The sequence below is a fragment of the Kitasatospora sp. NPDC057692 genome (assembly GCF_042799475.1).
In the GTDB taxonomy this organism is placed as follows: domain Bacteria; phylum Actinomycetota; class Actinomycetes; order Streptomycetales; family Streptomycetaceae; genus Kitasatospora.
Map to the genome: position 1 here is coordinate 1 of NZ_JBHVIV010000023.1, position 21,869 is coordinate 21,869.

Genomic DNA, 21,869 nt, shown 5'->3' on the forward strand with positions numbered 1-21,869 from the left:
CAGCACCACCGCATCACCCACGCCCTCCACGCCCTCGCCCGCGGCGCCCACCTCCCCCTCCTCCTCCGCGGCACCCCCGCCGAATAGCCGCAGCGGCACCCCCGCAGGGAAAGGAGCCGGTCCCTGCCGCCCTTCCCGCCCCGGGGCGGCAGGGACCTCCGTCCGCTCGGACCGGCTCAGAACAGCGCCACCAACTCCGTCCGCGAGGCGATCCCCAACTTCGGGTACGCCTTGTACAGGTGGTGCCCGACCGTCCTCGGGCTCAGGAACAGCTGCGCCGCGATGTCCCGGTTGCTGAGCCCCTGCGCCGCCAGCCTCGCGATCTGCAGCTCCTGCGGGGTGAGCACCATCAGCACCCCCGCCGCGGCGGCCACCGGGGTCGGGGCGGCGGTGCCGGTGGCGGTCAGCTCCGTCCGGGCGCGCTCCGCCCACGGCGCGGCGCCCACCCGCTCGAAGGTCTCCAGCGCGGCACCCAGATAGGGCCGGGCGTCCGTCCGCCGCCGCTCGCGCCGCAGCCACTCCCCGTACAGCAGCGCCGTGCGCGCCTGTTCGAACGGGCGGTGCGTGCCCTCGTGCAGGTCGAGGGCCGCCCGGTACGCCGACTCGGCCAGCTCCGCCGGCCCCAGCAGCGCCTGGCAGCGCAACCGCAGCGCCTCCGCCCAGGGCGTCCCCGCCGCGCCCGCCCAGCGCGCGAAGCGCTCGTACGGCTCCGCCGCCCGCTCCGGCTCGCCCAGTCGGACGGCCGCCTCGACGAGGTCCGGCACCGCCCGGGTCGCGCCGATGTGGTGCCGGTGGGGCCCGGTGGTGAGCGTGTGCAGCCGGTCGGCGGCGGCTGCGGCGCGGCCCCGGCCGAGGTCCAGCAGCGCGAGCGCCCACTGCGCCCAGGGCAAGCCGGCGGCGGAGGCGGACGAGCCGGGCGCCAGGGCCTGCGCGGCGAGGTCGGTGCACCGCGCGTCGTCCCCGGCCAGGGCCGCCAGGCAGGCCAGGACGGCGCCGAGCTGGCTGGTCCACTGGTGCTGGCCGGTGTCGCGGGCGAGCGCGTACCCCTCCGCCGCCGTGATCTCGGCGTCGCGGTGCCGGCCGTGGAACAACTCGGCCTCGGCGAGGAAGAACTGGAGCGTGGGCAGCACCCCGACCGCCCCCTTGGCCCGCGCCTCGGCGGCGAGTTCGGCGGCCAGCTCCAGCGTCTCGTGGTCCCGCCCGAGGACGAGGGCCGCGCCGCACAGCTGCACCAGGTCGACCGGGCTCTCCGCCCCCGCCCGGCGCGCCGCCCCGGCGGTCGCGCGGACGTCGGGCACGGGGCCGGCGGGACGCCCCAGAGCGGGCAGTACGGCGGCCGGCAGGTCTCGGGCCAGCGGGGCGAGTGGTTCCTCGGGGCCGAGCGGGAGGGCGGCCAACCGGTCCAGCACGGTGGCCACCGGCTCCTCACCGACGTACCAGGCGGCGTGGAAGGCCTGGAGCAGCATCCGTGCGGCGTGCGCGGGCTCGATGTCGGTGGCGGCGGCGTCCAGCAGCAGCCGGTACGCGGCCGGGTAGGCGCCGCGCCAGAAGTGCGCGACCGCCCGGACCTGATCGAGCAGGGCGTGCGCGAAGACGCTGTCGGTGCGCGCCCCGGCCCGGTCGGCGAGCGCCTCGGCCTGCGCCAACTTGCCTTCCTCGGTGGCCGCTTCGGCCGCCAGGACCAGGCGACGGGTGGCGCCGTCGCGGTCCGGTGTGAGCCCGGCGGCGCGCTCGTAGGCGGCCGCCGCACCGCCGTGGGCGCCGCGTGCCTCGGCCCGTTGGGCGGTGCGCTCCAGGGCGTCGGCGAGGTCGGCGTCGGGTGCGGTGGCGGCCAGCGCGAGGTGCCAGGTGCGCCGGTCACCCTCCTCCAGGACTTCGCCGATCGCCCGGTGGACGGCCAACCGCTGTTGCAGGGGCGTCCGTTGGAGGACGGCGGCGCGCAGCAGCGGATGCCGGAAGACCAGCCTGCGTTCGGCGCTGACGGTGATCAGCCGGACCCGCTCGGCGGGAGCCAGCGCCCCGGCGTCCACACCGAGCACGGCGGCCGCGGCCAGGACGGCCTCCAACTCACCGTTCTCCTCCGCCGCGGCGACCAGGAGGAGCGTCTGAGTGGCGGGCGGCAGGCCGGTGACCTGGCCGTGGAAGGCCATCAGCAGCCGACTGGTGAGCGCCAGCCCTCCGGATGCGCAGTCCGCCTCCACCGACGGGAGTTCGACGAGCGCCAGCGGATTGCCCGCCGCCTCGTCGAGCAGGCGCCGGCGGACCGGTTCGGCGAGCGCACCGCCCGCGCGGTCGGCGAGCAGTCGGACGGCGTCCGGCTCGGCGAGCCCGGTCAGCCGCAGCTCCGGGAGCCCGGCGAGCGGCAGTACGTCGGCCCCGGCGCCCGCCCCCGCGTCCCGGGCGGCGAGCAGCAGCGCGACGCCCTCCGCCTGGAGTCGGCGGGCGGCGATCAGCAGCGCGTCCAACGAGGGCGGGTCCAGCCACTGCACATCGTCGACGACGCACAACAGCGGCTGTTCGGCGGCGAGTTCGGCGAGCAGCCCGAGCGTGGCCAGCCCGGCGAGCAGCCGGTCCGCGCCGCCGGTCGCCTCCGCGATACCGAACGCGCCCTCCAGTGAACGCCGTTGCGGCCCGGGCAGTGCCGCCAGCCGGTCCAGGCCGGGCGCCAGCAGTTGGCTGAGCCCAGCGAAGGGGAGTTCGGCCTCGTACTCGACGCCGGCCGCCCTGATCACCCGGACGCCGTCCCCGGCCGCCGCCACCGCGTGGTCCAGCAGCGCCGTCTTGCCGATCCCCGGCTCGCCGCGCAGCACCAGCACCCCGCTGCGGCCGTCCCGCGCACCGTCGAGCAGCGCGTCGACGGCGGCCTGCTCCCGTTCCCGCCCGTACAGCACCCCGGTCTCCCCTCCCGATACGCCCGACCCTACTGGCGGCGGCGTACGTACAGCCCTACCTATCCGTGACGGATTCGCCCTCCGTCCGCCGTCCGTACCTTCTTGACCAGCGGGAACGGACCGCCAACAGCTCTACCGGACAAGGGAGAAGACGATGACCTCCACCCAGCCCGCCCAGCCCGCCCAGGCCGCCGAGCCCGCCGAGCCCGCCGAGCTCCGGGCGGCCGACCTCCAGCTGCTCGCCGCTCGCTACCTCGCCGCCTGGAACGAGACCGACCCGGCCGCCCGCCGGAAGCTGGTCGACGAGGCCTGGGCCGAGGACGGCGGCTACACCGACCCGCTGGCCGCCGTCACCGGACGCGAGGGCGTCGACGCGCTGCTCGGCGCCGCCCAGGCGCAGTTCCCCGGCCTGGTGTTCACCCTCGGCCCGGTCGACGCCCACCACAACATCGCACGTTTCACGTGGAACCTCGGCCCGGCCGGCGCGGAGGAGCCGCTGGTCATCGGCTTCGACGTGCTGGTCGCCGACGCGGAGGGCCGGATCGCCTCGGTGTACGGCTTCCTCGACCGCGTCCCGGGCGCCTGACCCGGCCCCGCCTCCCCCTGCCCTCCGGGGCGGGCGAAACGGCGCCCGCCCCGCTCCACCGCCCTTGAGGAGTCGACGAGTTGTCCCGTGCGCCCACCGCCAGCCCGACCGCCGCCGGTGCCGCTTCCGGTGCTTTCTCCGGCACTGTTTCCGGCACTGCTTCCGGTCATGCCGCGCGCGCCCCGCGCGGCCTGCTGCCGGTCCTCCTGACCGCGACCTTCATGACCGCCCTCGACGTCTTCGTCGTCAATGTCGCCATCCCCTCCCTGCAGAGCGACCTGGGCGCCGGACCGGCCGCCGTCCAATGGGTGGTCGCCGGCTTCGGCCTCGCCTTCGCCGCCGGGCTGATCACCGCCGGCCGGCTCGGCGACCGCTACGGCCGGCGCCGGCTGTTCGGACTCGGCCTGGCCCTGTTCACCCTGGCCTCGGCGGCCTGCGGCCTGGCGCCGACCACGGGCGCGCTGGTCGCCGCCCGGGTGGCCCAGGGGCTGGCCGCGGCGCTGATGGGCCCGCAGGTGCTGGCGATCCTGCGGACGGCGTACAGCGGCGCGGCACAGGCCCGGGCGTTCGCGATGTACGGGCTGACCATGGGGCTCGGCGCCGTCTTCGGACAGCTCATCGGCGGGGTGCTGATCCGTGCGGACCTGTTCGGCCTGGACTGGCGCAGCTGCTTCCTGATCAACCTCCCGGTCGGCCTGGCCGCCCTGGCCCTGGTGCGGCGCGCCCTGCCCGAGTCGCGCGCCCCGCACCGCCCGGGCCTGGACCCGGTGGGCGTCGTGCTGGTCACCGTCGCGCTGACCGGACTGGTGCTGCCGCTGATCCAGGGCCCGGGGGCCGGCTGGCCGCTGTGGACCTGGCTCTGCCTGGGCGGCGCGACGGCGCTGCTCGCCCTGTTCGCGTTCCACCAGCACCGCGGCGTCCGGGCCGGCCGCTCACCCCTCGTCGACACCCAGCTGTTCGACACCCGGCGGTCCGCGGGCCGCGCGTTCACCACCGGCCTGCTCGCGCAGTTGACCTTCTCGCTCGGCCAGGGGTCCTTCTTCCTGGTGCTCGCCCTCTACCTCCAGCCGGGCCGCGGCCTGGACGCGCTCGGCGCGGGCCTGGTCTTCACCGCGATCGGCCTCGGCTACCTGGTGACCTCCACCGCCGCACACCGCGTCGCCGCCCGGCTGGGGCGGCAGACGGTCGCGCTCGGCGGACTGCTGATGGCCGCCGGGCTGGGCCTGATCGGCCTCGCGGTGCACGCCACGGGCACCACCGGCAGCGTCTGGTGGCTGGCACCCGGCCTGTTCGTGGACGGGCTCGGGATGGGCCTGGTGATCGCCCCGGTGACGTCGGTGGTGCTGGCGGGCGTCGAACCGCGGCTGGTCGGCTCGGCGGCGGGCCTGGTGGCCACCGTCCAGCAGGTGGCGGGGGCGCTCGGGGTCGCGCTGATCGGCATCCTCTTCTACGCCGCCGACGACGCGGCCGTCTCGTTCGGGCGCAGCCTGGTGGCGCTGGCGGTGCTGGAGCTGGTGCTGGCGGCCTTGGTCCAGCTGCTGCCGCGCCGGACGGGGTGAGCCGCGCCAAATGTGGTGAGCCGCGCCGGACCGGGCGACGCGGGGTGCGGGGGTGCGGGGGTGCGGGGGTACGGGGGTGCGGGGGTGCGGGGGTGCGGGGGTGCGGGGGTGCGGTTGCGGTCCTGCCCCTTCCGTTTCGCCCTCCCGTTCCGTTTCCTCCCCCCGATCGGGTTGGATGGGTGGATGAGCGAGGAGAAGAGCGCCGTACCGGCGTGGGAGCAGCGGTTCAGGGCGGCCCGGGTCTCCCTGCCGGACTGGGCCGAGGACGCCCCCGAGCGGGCGCTGTACGTGTCCAACGCCAGCGGCACCTACGAGGTCTACGCCTGGGACCGCGCCACCGACACCCACCGGCGGGTCACCGACCGCCCCAACGGCACCACCGACGCCGAGCTGTCGCCCGACGGCCAGTGGATCTGGTGGTTCGACGACAAGGACGGCGACGAGTTCGGCATCTGGCGCCGCCAGCCGTTCGCCGGCCGCCCCGCCGACGGCCCGGCCGGTCCCGACGAGGAGGCCGTCCCCGGCCTCGCCCCGTCCTACGACGCGGGTCTCGCCCTGGGCCGGGACGGCACCGTGGTGGTCGGCCGCTCCACGGACGACGGCGGCACCACCCTGCACCTGCGCCGCCCCGGCGCGGACCGGGCCGTCGAGATCTACCGGCACGCCGAGTACGGCGGCGTCGGCGACCTGAGCCACGACGGCACCCTGCTGGCCATCGACCACACCGAGCACGGCGACGCCATGCACGGCGCGATCCGGGTCGTGCGGCTGCCCGTCGACGGCTCCGGCGAGGTCTCCACGGTGGCCGAACTGGACGAGGTCACCGGCTGCGACGAGCCGCGCGGGGTGGCCTGCCTGGGCTTCGCGCCGCTCGACGGCGACACCCGGCTGCTGGTCGCCCACCAGCGCACCGGCCGCTGGGAGCCGATGATCTGGGACGTGGCGACCGGCACGGAGACGGCACTGGTGCTCCGCGACGAGCAGGGCCGCGAACTGCCGGGCGACCTCTCCGCCCAGTGGCGGCCCGATGCCCGGTCGCTGCTGATCGAGCACGAGTACGAGGCGCGCAGCGAGCTGTTCTCGTACGCGCTGGACGAGGGCGTGCTCACCCGGCTGGACACCCCGCGCGGCACCGTCGGCGGCGCCACCCCGCGGCCGGACGGCACCGTGGAGTTCCTCTGGTCCTCCGCCGCCGAGCCGTCCGCCGTGCGCTCCACCGCCGGCACCGTGGTGCTGCGCGCGCCCGGCGCCGTCCCGCCCGGCTCGGTGCCGGTCGAGGACGTGTGGGTGGACGGGCCCGGCGGGCGGGTGCACGCGCTGGTCCAGCGGCCGGCCGGGGCGGGCGACGGGCCGTTCCCGACCGTGTTCGAGGTCCACGGCGGACCGACCCACCACGACAGCGACTCCTTCGCCGCCGGACCGGCCGCCTGGCTGGACCACGGCTTCGCGGTGGTCCGGGTCAACTACCGCGGCTCCACCGGCTACGGCCAGGCCTGGACGGACGCGCTGCGCGAGCGGGTCGGGCTGATCGAGCTGGAGGACATCGCCGCCGTGCGGGCGTGGGCGGTGGCGAGCGGGCTGGCCGACCCGGCGCGGCTGGTGCTGTCGGGCGGCTCCTGGGGCGGCTACCTCACGCTGCTCGGGCTCGGGACGCAGCCGGAGCTGTGGAGCCTCGGCGTCGCGGCCGTGCCCGTCGCGGACTACCTGACGGCGTACGAGGACGAGATGGAGGCGCTGAAGGCGATCGACCGCACGCTCTTCGGCGGCACGCCGGAGGAGGTGCCCGAGCGCTGGACCGCGTCCTCGCCGCTGACGTACGTCGAGCAGGTGCGGGTGCCGGTGTACATCAGTGCCGGGGTGAACGACCCGCGCTGCCCGATCAAGCAGATCGACAACTACGTCGAGCGGCTGGAGCGGCTCGGCAAGCCGCACGAGGTGTACCGGTACGACGCCGGGCACGGGTCGCTGGTGGTGGACGAGCGGATCAAGCAGCTTCGGCTGGAGATCGAATTCGTCCGTCGGCACCTCGCCGGCTCGACGGTGGGCGAGAATCAGGCGGGCACGGAGAAGCAGGGCACGGAGAAGCAGGGCGCGGAGAAGCAGGGCGCGGAGAAGCAGGGCGCGGAGAAGTAGGCACGGCGCACTAGGCACAGCGGGGAACGGGGGGTACGGGTGAGACGCCTGTTGGCGATCGCGGGGGCGGGGGTGGCCGGGGTGTTGGTGCTCACCGGCTGCTCGGGTTCGGACGACGGCGGGGGCGGGGGCGGCGGTGGCGGTGGGAGCGCGGCTTGTCCGCCGGCTTCCTCGCCGTCGTCCTCGCCCTCCTCGGCGCCGTCGTCGGTACTGCCCACGGCCACGTCCACGGTGGTGAAGGCGGCGTTCCGCACCGCGCCGGTCGTGGTCGGGAGCGGTGAGGACGGCGGTGTGGTGGTGCTCGCCAAGTCATCGGGCTCGAAGGGGTCGTCGTCGGGCTCGAAGGGGTCCAAGGGCTCCAAGAGCGGCCGGACGACCCGGCACCACTCCGACTCGTACAACTCGAACAACTCGAACAACAACGGCAGCGGCAACAGCGACAGCAGTGGCCGCAAGTGCGACTACCCGTCGCCGACCGCCTCGCCGTCGGGCGGTGCGCCGTCGGCCGCGGTACCGACGCCTGCGGTGCCGACGCCGGCCGTTCCCACGGTGCCGCCCGCGCCGGCGCCGACCGTGCCGGGAAAGCCGGCCGTGCCGCCGGCGAAGCCGGCCCGCTGATCAGTCCAGGACCGGGTCCAGTCCGAGGGCCCGGTCCTGCTCCGCCTCCGCCTCGCGGCGCATCAGGCGGAACCACATGAAGACCACGAAGCCGCCGAAGACGAACCACTCCAGCGTGTAGCCGAGGTTCTGGAACGCGCGCAGGGAGAGGCCGTCACCGCCCTGCGGCTGCACGGTCGGCACGGGGGTGAGGCCCTCCGGCGCGGTGTCGGCGGACACCCAGCCGTCGTACCAGCCTTCCAGCGCGAGCTTGTTGAGGAGCGCGGCCCGGTTGATCGTGCCGAGCTGCCCGTCCGGGAGGCCGCCGGCCACGGCGCCGCCGCTGCCGCTGGTCTCACCGGCCTGGAGGCGGCCGGTCACGGTCACTTCGCCGGCCGGGGCGGCCGCTATCGGGCTGTCGGCGCCGGCCGCGCCGACCGGGGGTGCCCCGGCGGCCCAGCCGCGGACGACCGCGGCCGTGCGGCCGTCGGCGGTGCGCAGCGGGGTGAGCACGTAGTAGCCCTGCCTGCCGTCCAGCACGCGGTTGGGGACGAGCAGTTGGTGCTCCTGCTCGAAGGTGCCGGTGAGCGTCACGGCGCGGCCGACGGTGTCGGTGGTGACCTGCGGGCTTTCGGCGCCGAGCAGTTCGCCGAGCGGCCGGGGGGCGCCGCCGTCGGCCACCGCCCGGCTGATCTCCTGGTGCGAGGAGACCCGGTCCTCGAACCGGCCGAGCTGCCAGGAGCCGAGCCAGACGCACACCGCGACGGCCGCCACGGCCAACGCGGTGCCGCTCAGCCAGCGCGGAGTGAGGAGGAACCGGTACACACCCCCCACGGTAACCACTCCTCACACCCCGCCCGCCCCCAGGGCCCCCGCGCGCCCTCCGTCCTGCCTCCCGACCCCGGGAAATATGCAGACCGGTCTACCTAGTTCGCTCATCTCGCCAGCGCTTCCGGAGTGGAAAGTCGAGCCCGCCGACTTCCCACTCCCACCCCACGGCCAGCACGGGACCGCACCGCATCGGCAAATAGGCCCACGAATATGCCGACCGGTCTACCTAATCCACCCACCTCGCCGCGGCACCCCCTGGAGTGGAAAGTCGGACCTGCCGACTTCCCACTCCCACCCCCACCGGCCCGCCGCCCGCGCAGCCCTGCAAATATGCCGACCGGTCTACACATTTCGCCCATCATCAGTAGACCGGTCTACATAATCTTCCCGCTCTCGCGGCGCCGCCGGATCAGGAAGTCGGACCGGCCGACTTTCCACTCCCGACGCCCCGGCACTCGCCCCCGCCCGGACGCCAAAATATGCCGACCGGTCTACATACTTTGCCCCGGCCGCCGCCACAACACCGCCCCCGCGCCGCCCTGGAGCAGGAAGTCGGACCCGCCGACTTCCTGCGCACGTCCACAGCACACGTCCGCAGCGCGCGTCGGCCGGAGCACACCTCACGCCAACACCGCCACCGGCGACGCCACCAACGCCAGCCCTGCCAGCGCCGCCGACGACCGCAGCCACCCGCGCCCTCAGGTCACCCCGCCGACGGCGAGGTGCTGGGGGCGGGGGTCGGGGTGTCGGCCGGGAGGAGCTGCGGCACCGTCCGGTAGACGGTGCCCGCGCAGGCGCCCGGCAGTACGGCGCTCGCGGCAGCCGGGTTGCCCGGGGCCGGGGTGTACGCCAGCGTGACGCTCGCCGAGGGCTTGCTCGGGCCGGGCGCCGAGGTGGCCGACGGGCTCGGCGCCCCGGTGGGCGCGCCCGTCGTCATGGTCGGCCGCGGCTGTGCGGTCGGCTCCCCGGTGGGGTCGGTCGCCGGAACCGCTCCCGGTGCCCCACCGGTGACGCCCCCCGACGTCCCGGTTCCGCCCGGCTGGCCGCCGCCCGTCCCCGAGCCGCCGTCCGTCCCCGCCGAACCCGCCGTACCCACCGAGCCCCCGCTCGCCCCCGAGCCGCCCGCGCTCCCGCCGGAACCGGAGCCGGAACCCGCCCCGGCCCCTGAAACAGACCCGGAACCGCCGCCGTCCGCACCCGGCAGCGCACCCGAGCCCCCACCCGGCCCGCCGCTCGCGGTACCGGGACCGGCCGAGCCGCCCCCCGTCGTACCGCCACCGGACGTCGCCGGCTGCCCGCCGCCCGTGGACGCGCTCGGCGAGGACGTCCCGCCGGGCACGGCACAACCGCCCTGGTCGGGGATCCAGGCGAAGTCCACCCGGTACCCGGCCCTGGGTTGGAGGACGAGACCGTCGCTCCCCGCGTCCTTCCCGGTCGCGGGGCCGGACGAGGGCCCGGGTGCGGGCAGGTCGGTCGCCGGGTCACCGGCGGTGTGGAAGGCGATCCGGACCCGGCCGGAGTCGGCCCCCGCGACGCCCGTGACGGCCGCGACGGTGACCGACCCGGGACCGCCCAGCTGGCAGCTGCGCCCGGAGACGTTGGTCACGGTGAAGTGGCCGTAGATCCGCCCGCCGGCGTCCGCGGCGCCGAGGCGCGCGGTGCCCTGTCCGAGGTCGGAGCGCGCGCACAGCGGCACCACCGAGGCGTTGTTCCCCCCGGTGGTGGCGGGGGCGGTCGGGGCGAAGGTGCCGTTCGCCGGCCGGCTGGTGCTCGGGCCGACGCTCGGCGAACCGTCGGCCGTGCCGGACGAGTTGCCGGGAACGGCCGACGCCCCGGCTCCGGCGGCCGGCGGCCGGTCGGGCGCACCGGTGGTGCCGGAAGCGTTGCCCTCGACGGTCGCCGAGGCGCTGCCGCTCGCGGCACCCGCCGCGCCCGGGCCGCCGGACAGGCCGAGGTGGTCCGCGGTGTGCAGGGCCGGCAGCAGGAACGAGGCGGCGGCGGTCACGGCGGCGACCCCCGTCCAGGCCCCGCGCCGAATGGCCCGCCTGCGCGGCACCGCCCGCCGGATGTGCTGCAGACCGCCGGGGGCGGGCTGCACCCCGGCCACGGCCCGCTGCATCAGTTCCCGGACCAGCCGCTCCTCGCGCTCACCGGACTCCTCGCCGTCGAGCGGGGCCGCCGAACCGAACAGAGCGCCCGCACCTACGCCCTCGCCCGCACCCGACGCACCCGCACCCGCACCCGCACCCGCACCCGCACGATCGTTCTCAGCCACGCCCGGCCTCCATCTGGACCCGCAGTGCGGCGAGCCCCCGTGAGCCGTACGCCTTCACCGAACCGAGCGAGATGCCCAGGGTCTCGGCCACCTGTGCCTCCGTCATGTCCAGGAAGTAGCGCAGCACCAGCACCTCCCGCTGACGGCGTTGCAGCCCCCGCAGCGCGACTTTCAACTGGTCCCGCTCCAGCGCATCGTAGGCGCCTTCCTCTGCACTGGCCATGTCAGGCATCGGCTTCTGCAGCAACCGGAGCCCGAGGATCCTGCGCCGCAGCGTCGAGCGGGACAGGTTGACCACGGTCTGCCGCAGGTAGGCCAGCGTCTTCTCGGGTTCACGCACCCGCCGCCGGGCCGCGTGCACCCGGATGAAGGCCTCCTGGACGACGTCCTCGCAGCTCGACAGGTCGTCGAGGAGCAGCGCGGCCAGTCTCAGCAGGGATCGGTAGTGCGCCTGATAGGTCTCGGTGAGCAGATCTTCGCTGGTCCCGGCGGCGGTTCCGGCGGTACCGGCGCTACCGGTGCCGGAATCCGCGGCGCCGGGTGCGACTGCCGTCATCTGGTTATCTTCCGGCCTATCCGCAGGCCACTGGACACGCGACGGAAACGTCACCGCGGCTACCGCCGAGATGCCCGTCCCTGCCCCCACCATCACGTTCGCCACGCCCGTTGGACACTCGATCCCCTGTCATGGTTGCCCAGTCCGGGGGACATTCTCCCGCATGGAAGGAACGGCCCTCCAGGGGATCCGGCGAGGATTCCTCGTGCAGTCGGCGAACATCCCGCGCAGAGCCGGGGGCGTCGCGCCCCACACCTCGTCAGGACCGTTCCGCGCGAGCCGTGCGGGCCGTGCGGCAGCCGCGGCCCTACGCCTCGTCGTCGACCTCGTCGCCGACACCGCCGACGCCGCCGCCGCCGCCCGCACCTTCGGACTCGCCCACGCCCTCGGCGGCCACCAGCTCGGCGGCCACCAGTTCCGCGATCTGAAGCGCGTTCAACGCCGCACCCCGGCGCAGGTTGTCCCCGCAGAGGAAGAGGTCCAGCGCGTTCGGGTCGTCCAGCGCCCGGCGCAGTCGCCCCGCCCACACCGGGTCCGTCCCGACCGCGTCGTTCGGCGTGGGGAACTCCCCCGCCGCCGGGTCGTCGTACAGCACCACCCCGGGGGCCTCCGCCAGGAGCTCCCGGGCGTGCTCCTGGGTGACCTCGCGCTCGAACACCGCGTGCACGGCCAGCGCGTGGGTGCGCACCACCGGGATCCGCACGCAGGTGGCGGAGACCTTCAGCCGGGGCAGGCCGAGGATCTTGCGGGACTCGTCGCGCAGCGTGCGCTCCTCGGACGACCAGCCGCCGTCCGTCAGCACACCGGCCCACGGCACCGCGTTGAGCGCGAGCGGGGCCGCGAACGGCCCGTGGTCGGCGATCACCGCGCGCAGGTCGCCGGTCTGCTCGCCGACGTCGGTCCCGGCCACCTGGGCGAGCTGGCTGCGCAGCGCGTCCGTGCCGGCCCGGCCGAGCCCGGAGGCGGCCTGGTAGGAGGCGACGACCAGCGACTCCAGCCCGTACTCGGCGTGCAGCGCGCCGACCGCCGCGATCATGGTCAGGGTGGTGGAGTCGGGGCTCGCCACGATGCCGCGCGAGCGCATCCGGGCGGCCGCCGCGTTGACCTCGGGCACGACCAGCGGAACGGCGTCGTCCAGTCGGAACGCGCCGGAGTTGTCGACCACCACGACGCCCTTGGCGGCCGCGATCGGCGCCCAGCGGGCGGCGACCTCCTCGGGGACGTCGAACAGCGCGACGTCGATCCCCTCGAAGGCCTCCTCGCCGAGCGCGAGCACCTCGACGGGCTCCCCGCGCACGACCGCCTTGCGGCCGGCCGAGCGCGGGGAGGCGACGAGTCGGATCTCGCCCCAGACGTCCTGGCGGAGGGAGAGCAGGCCGAGGAGCACCTCGCCGACCGCGCCGGTGGCGCCGACGACGGCGAGGTTCGGCCGCCGGGTCATCGCCCGGTGCCTCCGTAGACGACGGCCTCGTCCGTCTCGCTGTCCAGACCGAAGGCGCTGTGGACGGCCTGGACGGCCGCGTTGACGTCCTCGGCGCGGGTGACCACCGAGATGCGGATCTCCGAGGTGGAGATCAGCTCGATGTTGACGCCGGCCGCGGAGAGCGCCTCGAAGAAGGTCGCGGTGACGCCCGGGTTGGAGCGCATGCCCGCGCCGACCAGCGAGATCTTGCCGATCGCGTCGTCGTAGCGGAGCGACTCGTAGCCGATGCCCTCCCGCACCTTGTCCAGCGCGTCGATGGCCTTCTGGCCCTCGGTCTTCGGCAGGGTGAAGGAGATGTCCGTCAGGCCGGTCGACGCCGCCGAGACGTTCTGCACGACCATGTCGATGTTGATCTCGGCATCGGCGATGGCGCGGAAGATGCGCGCCGCCTCACCGGGCTTGTCGGGGACGCCGACGACCGTGACCTTCGCCTCGGACGTGTCATGGGCGACTCCGGAGATGATGGCCTGCTCCATCTCGCCCCCTTCGGGCTGGTTCGGGTTGTCATTGCTGACGATCGTCCCGGGGAGGCCCGAGAAGGACGAGCGTACGTGAATCGGGATGTTGTAGCGGCGCGCGTACTCCACACAGCGGTCGAGCAGCACCTTGGACCCGGACGAGGCGAGCTCCAGCATGTCCTCGTACGCGATCCAGTCGATCTTGCGGGCCTTCTTCACCACGCGCGGGTCGGCGGTGAACACGCCGTCCACGTCGGTGTAGATCTCGCAGACCTCCGCCTTGAGGGCGGCGGCGAGGGCGACGGCGGTGGTGTCCGAGCCGCCGCGGCCGAGCGTGGTGATGTCCTTGCTCGACTGCGACACGCCCTGGAAGCCGGCCACGATCGCGATGTTGCCCTCGTCCAGGGCGGTGCGGATGCGGCCCGGCGTCACGTCGATGATGCGCGCCTTGTTGTGGACGGAGTCGGTGATGACGCCGGCCTGGCTGCCTGTGAACGACTGCGCCTCGTGGCCCAGGGATTTGATCGCCATGGCCAGCAGCGCCATGGAGATGCGCTCTCCAGCGGTCAGCAGCATGTCGAACTCGCGGCCGGCGGGGAGAGGTGACACCTGCTCCGCGAGTTCGATGAGCTCGTCCGTCGTGTCGCCCATCGCGGACACCACGACGACGACCTCATGGCCGGCCTTCTTGGCATCAACGATTCGACGGGCCACGCGCTTGATGCCCTCGGCATCCGCAACGGATGAGCCGCCGTACTTCTGCACGACAAGGCCCACGTGCGCTCCTCGACTTGTGTCGTCTTCGGGGGCGATCGGCCCCCGCACCCCCGGGTGGCGGGGGCAGTGCGGTCGGCGCCAGTCTACCGAGCGGGGGTCCTCCGACCTCCGCTTTCCATATGATGAGACACACGTTTCAGCAGGTGAGCGGGGGTGTGGGCGGCAACACCGGCAGGTCTGCGGGCGGGCCGCCGCCGTTCCGGAGAATCGGCGGAGGAACGGACGGACGCCCCGGGGTTTTCCTCTCCGCACGGAAGGGTGAGGCTTCCGTCACACTCCGCGGCCCCTCCCCGTCCGCCGCGTCCACGACCCGCCGCGTCCGCAGCGACTCCCCGCGTCCGCAGCGACCCACCGCATCCGCAGCGACCCACCGCATCCGCAGCGTCCTACCGCCCCAGACCCAGCTCCGCCGCCATCAGGTCACCGGCCTGCTGCTCCAGCTGCTCGTCGGTGAGCCCGTCGTTGTCGGTGTCCGCGCCGTCCGGCGCCGCCCCGATCGGGCTGTCCAGCCGGACGTGGGCGATCAGCGACTGCAGCGCCCGCAAGACGGCCGTGCAGGTGGTGCCCCAGTTGGACAGGTACGAGAACTGCCACCACCAGAGCGCCTCGCTGACCCGGCCCTCGCGGTAGTGGGTGAGCCCGTGCTGGAGCTCGCCCACCACACCGGCCAGATCGTCCGAGATCCGGAAGGCGTTCGGCTTCTCAGGCGGCCCGTACGGGTCGAAGACCTCGTGGTAGACGTCGATCGGCGCGAGCAGCTCGGCCAGCCGCTCGCGCAGCTGCTCGCCGTCCGGCTCCGGCCCGGCGTCGGGCTCGAAGCGGTCGTCGGGGACGACGTCCTCGATGGCACCCAGCCGGCCGCCGGCCAGCAGCAGCTGCGACACCTCCAGCAGGAGGAGCGAGACGGCGCTGCCGGGCTCGTCACCCTTGGCGACCTCGGTCACCGAGAGTACGAAGCTCTCCACCGAGTCCGCGATCTGCACCGCGAAGTCGTCCGGCTCCGAGCCGTGCCCGTGGGTGTGCGGGTCGTGCTGGGCCGGTGGGACGTGCGGGGCGTCCTGGGGGGTGCGCCGGTCCTGCTCCGGTCCGGCCTGGTGGGGCGTGTGGGGCTGCTGGTTGATCGTCCGGTCAGACATCGAGCAGTCGTCTCCCTTCGAAGGCACGGCCGAGCGTGACCTCGTCCGCGTACTCCAGATCCCCGCCGACGGGCAGACCGCTCGCCAGGCGGGTCACCTTCAGGCCCATCGGCTTGCAGAGCCGGGCCAGGTAGGTGGCGGTCGCCTCCCCCTCCAGATTGGGGTCGGTGGCCAGGATCAGCTCGGTGACCGTGCCGTCCGCGAGCCGCGCCAGCAGCTCCCGGATCCGCAGATCGTCCGGGCCGACGCCCTCGATCGGGCTGATCGCGCCGCCCAGCACGTGGTAGCGGCCGCGGAACTCCCGGGTGCGCTCGATGGCGACGACGTCCTTGGGCTCCTCGACCACGCAGATGACAGCGAGGTCGCGGCGCGGGTCGAGGCAGACCCGGCACTGCTCGGCCTCCGCGACATTGCCGCAGACGGCGCAGAACCGGACCTTGTCCTTGACCTCCAGCAGCGCGTGCGCCAGCCGGCGGACGTCGACGGGGTCGGCCTGCAGGACGTGGAAGGCGATCCGCTGCGCGCTCTTGGGCCCGACGCCGGGCAGCCTGCCCAGTTCGTCGATCAGGTCCTGAACCACGCCCTCGTACAACGTCGCGCCTTCCCTCGGGTTGGACCGGTGGCACCCGCACGGGGTGCTCCGGTGCCATCATCCAACGAATCGGACGCCGGGCACACCGCCCGACGCCCGACTCCCGCATAAATCACACAGGTCCATCGTCTGAACTCCGGACCGTCACGATCCGGCGTCCCCCGGACCGTCCCGCCGCTCTCAGAACGGCAGGCCGGGGATGCCGCCGCCGCCCAGGCCCTGGGTGAGCGGGCCCATCCGCTCGGCCTGGATCTTCTGCGCGGCCTGGTTGGCGTCCCGGACGGCCGCCAGCACCAGGTCCGCCAGCGTCTCGGTGTCCTCCGGGTCCACGGCGGCCGGGGCGATGGTCAGCGCCACCAGCTCCCCGGCACCGGTCACCGTCGCCTCGACGAGGCCGCCGCCCGCCGAGCCGGTCACCTTCGCCTCGGCCAGCTCCTGCTGCGCCTGGGCGAGGTCCTGCTGCATCTTCTGCGCCTGCTTGAGCAGCGCCTGCATGTTGGGCTGGCCACCACCGGGAAACACGGCTCACTCCTTGCGTTCGGTCTGCGCCTGGTGCGCCTTCTGGTACGTCCACGACGAGCCTACGTGCTGGTCAGTTCCCACCGTGCCGGATCTCCTCCAGCACCGTGGCGCCCAGCTCGCGGATGATCAGCTCCTGGCCGGAGAACGCCTCCTCGTTGAGATCGGGGTCGTCCTCCTCCGGGGTGTCGTCCTCCGGGGCGACCGCCTGCACGGGGTGCGCCGGGGCCGCCGGGGGCGGGGTCCGGACGGGCGGGGGCACCGGGGCGGCCTGCGCCGGCGGCGGCTGCGGGGGCTGGTGCTGCTGCGGCGGGGGCACCACGGCGGGCGCCGGAGCCGCGGGCTGCACGGGGGGCGCGGACGCCGCCGGACGCGCCGGTGGGGCACCCCAGCCGCCCCCGCCGCCGGACCCGCCGGTCCCACCCGCCCCGCCGGACCCACCGCCGAAGCCGCCCGCGCTGCCGCCGCCGACCCCGCCGGAGGAGCCGCCGGACGGGTCCACGATGCACTCGACCCGCCAGTCCACGCCCAGCGCGTCCGCGAGCGCGGACCGCAGCACGTCGTCGCTGTTGCTGCTGACGAAGCTGTCGCGGGCGCCCGCGTTGATGAACGAGACCTGGAGCACGCTGCCGTCGAAACCGGCCACCTGGCCGTTCTGGCTGAGCAGGATCCAGGTGAACCGGCGCCGGTTCTTCACCGCCTCCAGGATCTGCGGCCACAGCTGCCGCACCTGCGCCGCACCCTGCTGCGCCGCCGCCGACGGCTGCCCGCCGGGCACCGCGGCCGGCGCGGGCGCGGGGGCCGCGGGCGCCGGGGCGGGTGCCGGAGCGGGCGGCTGCGCGGCCACGGGAGCCGCGGCCGCCGCCTCGGGGGCGTCCCCGGCCGGCGGGAAGCTCCGCTTGATCGGCCAGGCCCCGGGCGCCGGCCCGGCCGGCTGCGCGGGGGCCGGCTGCACCGGAGCCACCGCCTGCGGCACCGGCTGCTGCACCTGCGGCATCGCCGGCGGGGCCGGCACCTCGGGCATCACCGGCGCCGCCGGCATGACCGCCGCAGCAGCCGCCGCCATCCCACCGGCAGGCCCGCCAATCGGTCCGCCAACCGGCCCACCGACCATCCCGCCGGCCGCGGCCCGCCGTTCCAGCTTGTCCAGCCGCGCCTGCAACGACAGCTCGTCGCTGTACGCACCCGGCAGCATCACCCGGGCGCAGATCAGCTCCAGCTGCAGCCGGGGCGCCGCGTTGCCGCGCATCTCCGTCAGCCCGGTGTTGACGAGGTCCGCCGCCCGGCTCAGCTCGGCCGCCCCGAAGGCGTCCGCCTGTGCCTGCATCACCGCGACCCGGTCCGCCGGGGCGTCGATCAGCCCCTTCTCCCCCACGTCCGGCACCGTGGCGAGGATCACCAGGTCGCGCAGCCGCTCCAGCAGGTCCGTGACGAACCGCCGCGGATCGTGCCCGCCCTCGACCACCCGGTCGATCACCTGGAACACCGTCGCCCCGTCGTGCGCGGCGAACGCGTCCACCACCTCGTCCAGCAGCGCCGAGTCCGTGTACCCGAGCAGCGCGGTGGCCATCTGGTACGTCACGCCGCCCTCGGTCGCGCCGGCCAGCAGCTGGTCCATCACCGACATCGAGTCACGCACCGACCCGGCGCCCGCCCGCACCACCAGCGGGAACACGGAGTCCTCGACCTGGATCCCCTCCCGGCCGCACACCTCCGCCAGGTAGTCGCGCAGCGTGCCGGGCGGCACCAGCCGGAACGGGTAGTGGTGCGTCCGGGACCGGATCGTCCCGATGACCTTCTCCGGCTCGGTGGTCGCGAAGATGAACTTGAGGTGCTCCGGCGGCTCCTCCACCACCTTCAGCAGCGCGTTGAAGCCGGCCGAGGTCACCATGTGCGCCTCGTCCAGGATGAAGATCTTGTACCGGCTGTGCACCGGCGCGAAGAACGCCCGCTCACGCAGCTCGCGCGCGTCGTCCACACCACCGTGCGAGGCCGCGTCGATCTCGATCACGTCGATCGACCCGGGCCCGCCCGTGGCGAGGTCCGTGCAGGACTGGCACTCACCGCACGGCGTCGGCGTCGGCCCCTGTTCGCAGTTCAGACAGCGGGCCAGGATGCGCGCGCTCGTCGTCTTGCCGCAGCCGCGTGGGCCGCTGAACAGGTAGGCGTGGTTGACCCTGTTGTTGCGCAGGGCCTGCTGGAGCGGAGCGGTCACGTGCTCCTGCCCGATGACCTCCGCGAAGGTCTCGGGGCGGTAGCGGCGGTACAGGGCTAGGGACACACCCCCGACGATATCGGGACGGACCGACAAACGCGGCCTCCCCTACGCCCCGCCCCCGAGAACGCAAAGACCCCCCGTGCACCCGCCAGAGCCCTCCTACCCTTGCTGCCTTCCGGCCCTGGGGGGGTTCAGAGAGATAACGCCACACGAGGGGCTGACCCCCACACTACCGGATCCCGACCCCACCCCTCCACCACCACCCCCACCCCCGCATCCGCAGGCCGCCCCCATCCCTCACCTGCGACATACGTGGTCGCGAGCACCCCTGAACATGTACTAAGCTCTCCCTCGGAGGATTCGCCTAGAGGCCTAGGGCGCACGCTTGGAAAGCGTGTTGGGGGCAACCCCTCACGAGTTCGAATCTCGTATCCTCCGCCGGCAGAAGGCCCGGACCGCTGTGAAGCGGTCCGGGCCTTCGTCGTACCCACCTCGCTGGTTACGTCATTCTTGTTATCCCAGCCGACTCCGGCATGGGCATGGACGTCCTCCTCTATGGCGAGGTGCCCCATCAGTAAGAAGAGCGGATCGGCACTGGTCACATGGCTGCGCGGTCTGGACGCGGCTGAGTTGGAGCGGGTTCTGACCGCGCGCCCGGACGCCGGGACGGCTCCGGAGCCGCGGTCGGTCGGTGAACTGGCGGACCGTCTCCAGCGTCCGGCGTCGGTGGCGCTGGCCCTTCCCCGGCTCACCCTGCCCTGCCTGCAGGTGGCGGAGGCCGTCGCCGCACTGACGACCGTGTCGCGGGTCGGTCTGGCCGACCTCCTGGGCGCGACGCACGGTGATCGCGCCCACGGGTTGGCCGCCGCCCTGGAGGTGCTGGCCGATCGCGCCCTGGTGTGGTCGGACGGCAAGGGCCTGCTGCACATGGCGGCACCGCTGCGGAATGCGTGGGGCTCGCCGCTGGGGCTCGACGCACCGCTCGTGCGACTGCTCGCGGGCTCGAACTCGGACGAACTGGGCCGAATGCTGGCGAAGATCGGCGTCAAGCCCGTCGCCAACCGGAAGGCGGAGCGGCTGACGGCGCTGGTCGGCCATCACAGCGATCCGGCCCGGGTCGCCGCGCTGGTGGCCAAGGCGCCCGCAGCCGCCCGGAAACTCCTTGAGCGGTGGGCACACGAGGCTCCGGAGCGGTCCGGCTTCATCATGTTCGGGACTCCGCAGGCCGACTCCTCGCCCGGCGAACAGTGGGCGGTGGAACGTGGGCTGCTGATCCGGGAACGGCACCGGTACGGGCCGGTCCGCATGCCCGCAGAGGTCGCGATCTCACTGCGCGGCTCCGACTGGCACGCCCCGTTCACCCCCGTCCCGCCCGGCGTTCGGTCGGTGCCCGCCACCGTCGCCGGCGTCGAGCAGGAGGCCGCAGCCGCCTCGATGGCGTTCGCCGCGCACGCCGCGTCCGTCCTCGGAGTGTGCGCCGCCGCTCCACCCGCCCGGCTCAAGGCCGGCGGGATCGGCGCCCGCGAGCTGGCCCGGATCGGCAAGGCGGCCCAGTGCGACGACCTCCTGGTACGCCTCGTACTGGAGGCCGCAGGCGCGGCCGGGCTGCTGGCCCGGGACGGCGACCGGGTCGCGGCGACCGCGTCCTACGACACCTGGGCCGAGCAGGAACCGGCCGACCAGCTCGCCGCGCTGCTCCTGGCATGGTGGGAGCTTCCGCTGACCCCCGGCGGGAGCCGCGACGAGGACGGGAAGGCTCTGCCGGCGCTCGCCGGGGCTCCGCCCTGCGGAGGCTGCGTACAGGCCCGGCACGGGCTACTCACCGCAGCCTCGCAGCTCCCGGCCGGCGAAGGCGCGACGAACTCGGCGGACCTGGGGGCGCTGCTCGTTTGGCTCCGCCCGCTCGCCGACGAACTCCCTCAGGACAGCACGCCGTTCGCCACCCTGATCCGGGAGGCGGAACTGCTCGGCGCACTCGCCCTCGGGGCCGTGTCCCCGATCGGGACCGCCCTGCTCGCCGACGACGCCGAAGCCCTGACCGATGCCTGTCGACGGCTGCTGCCCGCCGCCAGCGGGACCGCACGCTTCGGCAGCGATCTCACAGCCGTGGTCGCCGGTACGCCGTCAGCGCACCTCCTCGCGCTGCTGGACTCCGTCGCGGACCGGGAGACCGCCGGTGCGGCGTCGGTGTGGCGGTTCAGCCCGGGCAGCGTCCGCCGCGCCCTCGACGCGGGCCTCACCCCCGACGCCCTGACCGCCGACCTGGGCGCCGTCGCCGTCGAACCGCTTCCCCAGCCGCTCTCGTACCTGATCCACGACGCCGCGCGCGGCCACGGCCGGGTGCGCGTCGCCGCCGCGGCCTGTGTGATCCACGGGGAGGAGCCCGCCCTACTGGCCGAACTGGCCGCCCACCGCAAGCTCTCCCAACTCGGTCTGCGGCAGGTGGCACCGACGGTGCTGATCAGCCGGACCTCACCGGAAAAGACGCTCGCGGCAATGCGAGCCGCGGGCTACGCCCCCGTCGCCGAGAAACCCGACGGGTCCGTCCGCATCGAGCGAGCCCAACGCCCCCGCGCGGCGAGCCCGGTCCCACCCCCGCGCCCGTCCCACCGCGGGTCCCGTCCGCAACGGACGAACGACCGCACCGCGGACGTCCGGACCGCCGTCGACCTGCACGCCCTCGCCATCCGCCTGCACGGTGCCCCACAGGACGTTCCCGAGCCCGACCCGTACGACGGCCACCCCTACGCCAGTGACGCCGAGGAGATCATCGCCGGGTACGCGCGCAACCTCTCCTTCACCGACGTCCGCCAGTTGGCCCATGCCGTCAACGACGGTCAAGCCGTCACGATCGAGTACGTGGCCACCTCGGGCAACACGACTGTCCGCACGCTCAACCGACTCGAACTGGACGCCCCCTACCTCCACGCCTGGTGCCACCTGCGGAACGACGAGCGGGTGTTCACCCTCTCCCGCATCCACGGAGTGATGCCCTCGTAGCCCCGGGGGATCAGCACCATTCCGAAGAAGCGCCTGGTTGCGGTTCTGGTTGCATTCACCTCCGTCCAGCAGCGTTCAACGCTCCGCCGGCGGGTCGCTCCGCTGCAGGTCAGGACGCCTACGGCCGTCCCCGGGCAGCTGGACGAACAGTTGGAAAGCGTGTTGGGGGCAACCCCTCACGAGTTCGAATCTCGTATCCTCCGCCGGCAGAAGGCCCGGACCGCATCACGCGGCCCGGGCCTTCGTCGTCTCCTGGTT

General features: G+C 74.3%; 15 protein-coding genes, 1 tRNA gene and 1 other RNA gene. 6 read left to right on the forward strand and 11 right to left on the reverse strand.

Annotated features, from left to right (window positions below; translation table 11 throughout):
- Positions 1-176: 176 nt before the first annotated feature.
- Positions 177-2,891 (reverse strand): AAA family ATPase, encoded by a 2,715-nt coding sequence (locus tag ACFVFS_RS15400; protein ID WP_380624212.1) that lies wholly within the window; start codon positions 2,889-2,891, stop codon positions 177-179.
- Positions 2,892-3,045: 154 nt separating this feature from the next.
- On the opposite strand from ACFVFS_RS15400, the gene ACFVFS_RS15405 reads away from it, so the two are divergent.
- The 4 genes from ACFVFS_RS15405 to ACFVFS_RS15420 all read left to right on the forward strand — a co-directional run bounded on the left by ACFVFS_RS15405 (position 3,046) and on the right by ACFVFS_RS15420 (position 7,787).
- A complete protein-coding gene (locus ACFVFS_RS15405; protein ID WP_380624214.1) occupies positions 3,046-3,477 on the forward strand; it encodes a nuclear transport factor 2 family protein in 432 nt (143 codons plus the stop codon).
- 80 nt (positions 3,478-3,557) lie between these two features.
- A complete protein-coding gene (locus ACFVFS_RS15410) occupies positions 3,558-5,036 on the forward strand; it encodes an MFS transporter (RefSeq protein WP_380624216.1) in 1,479 nt (492 codons plus the stop codon).
- A gap of 183 nt (positions 5,037-5,219) precedes the next feature.
- Positions 5,220-7,169, forward strand: coding sequence for a prolyl oligopeptidase family serine peptidase (locus tag ACFVFS_RS15415; RefSeq protein WP_380624218.1), 1,950 nt, complete (start codon positions 5,220-5,222; stop codon positions 7,167-7,169).
- Between the two features lie 291 nt (positions 7,170-7,460).
- On the forward strand, positions 7,461-7,787 hold the full coding sequence (locus ACFVFS_RS15420; RefSeq protein WP_380624220.1) for a hypothetical protein: 327 nt from the start codon (positions 7,461-7,463) through the stop codon (positions 7,785-7,787).
- Here the strand turns inward: ACFVFS_RS15420 and ACFVFS_RS15425 are convergent, their stop codons facing one another.
- From ACFVFS_RS15425 to ffs, 10 genes are all read right to left on the reverse strand, one after another.
- Positions 7,788-8,591 carry an SURF1 family protein gene (locus tag ACFVFS_RS15425; RefSeq protein ID WP_380624222.1) on the reverse strand — a complete coding sequence of 268 codons (804 nt, stop codon included), beginning with the start codon at positions 8,589-8,591 and terminating at the stop codon, positions 7,788-7,790.
- Between the two features lie 709 nt (positions 8,592-9,300).
- A complete protein-coding gene (locus ACFVFS_RS15430; RefSeq protein ID WP_380624224.1) occupies positions 9,301-10,872 on the reverse strand; it encodes a hypothetical protein in 1,572 nt (523 codons plus the stop codon).
- Entirely contained in the window at positions 10,865-11,428 is a 564-nt protein-coding gene (locus ACFVFS_RS15435; protein ID WP_380624226.1) for a SigE family RNA polymerase sigma factor, read from the reverse strand. The genes ACFVFS_RS15430 and ACFVFS_RS15435 overlap by 8 nt, the downstream gene beginning before the upstream one ends.
- Before the next feature lie 307 nt (positions 11,429-11,735).
- Positions 11,736-12,869 carry an aspartate-semialdehyde dehydrogenase gene (locus tag ACFVFS_RS15440; RefSeq protein ID WP_380624228.1) on the reverse strand — a complete coding sequence of 378 codons (1,134 nt, stop codon included), beginning with the start codon at positions 12,867-12,869 and terminating at the stop codon, positions 11,736-11,738.
- On the reverse strand, positions 12,866-14,146 hold the full coding sequence (locus ACFVFS_RS15445) for an aspartate kinase (protein WP_380624230.1): 1,281 nt from the start codon (positions 14,144-14,146) through the stop codon (positions 12,866-12,868). The genes ACFVFS_RS15440 and ACFVFS_RS15445 overlap by 4 nt, the downstream gene beginning before the upstream one ends.
- A 386-nt stretch (positions 14,147-14,532) precedes the next feature.
- Positions 14,533-15,282 carry a DUF5063 domain-containing protein gene (locus ACFVFS_RS15450; RefSeq protein WP_380624232.1) on the reverse strand — a complete coding sequence of 250 codons (750 nt, stop codon included), beginning with the start codon at positions 15,280-15,282 and terminating at the stop codon, positions 14,533-14,535.
- Positions 15,275-15,874, reverse strand: a complete 600-nt coding sequence (gene recR, locus ACFVFS_RS15455) for a recombination mediator RecR (protein ID WP_030392621.1) — start codon at positions 15,872-15,874, stop codon at positions 15,275-15,277. The genes ACFVFS_RS15450 and recR overlap by 8 nt, the downstream gene beginning before the upstream one ends.
- Positions 15,875-16,054: 180 nt before the next feature.
- Positions 16,055-16,396, reverse strand: a complete 342-nt coding sequence (locus tag ACFVFS_RS15460; protein WP_380624234.1) for a YbaB/EbfC family nucleoid-associated protein — start codon at positions 16,394-16,396, stop codon at positions 16,055-16,057.
- A gap of 70 nt (positions 16,397-16,466) precedes the next feature.
- Positions 16,467-18,674 carry a DNA polymerase III subunit gamma and tau gene (locus tag ACFVFS_RS15465; RefSeq protein ID WP_380624236.1) on the reverse strand — a complete coding sequence of 736 codons (2,208 nt, stop codon included), beginning with the start codon at positions 18,672-18,674 and terminating at the stop codon, positions 16,467-16,469.
- A 65-nt stretch (positions 18,675-18,739) separates the two neighbouring features.
- Positions 18,740-18,830, reverse strand: an RNA gene (ffs, locus tag ACFVFS_RS15470) — signal recognition particle sRNA small type.
- Positions 18,831-18,964: 134 nt separating this feature from the next.
- Between ffs and ACFVFS_RS15475 the strand changes: the two genes are divergently transcribed.
- Positions 18,965-19,049, forward strand: a tRNA-Ser gene (locus ACFVFS_RS15475).
- 117 nt (positions 19,050-19,166) lie between these two features.
- Positions 19,167-21,611: a helicase C-terminal domain-containing protein gene (locus tag ACFVFS_RS15480; protein WP_380624238.1), complete on the forward strand. Its 2,445-nt coding sequence runs from the start codon at positions 19,167-19,169 to the stop codon at positions 21,609-21,611.
- The last annotated feature ends 258 nt before the right edge of the window (positions 21,612-21,869 follow it).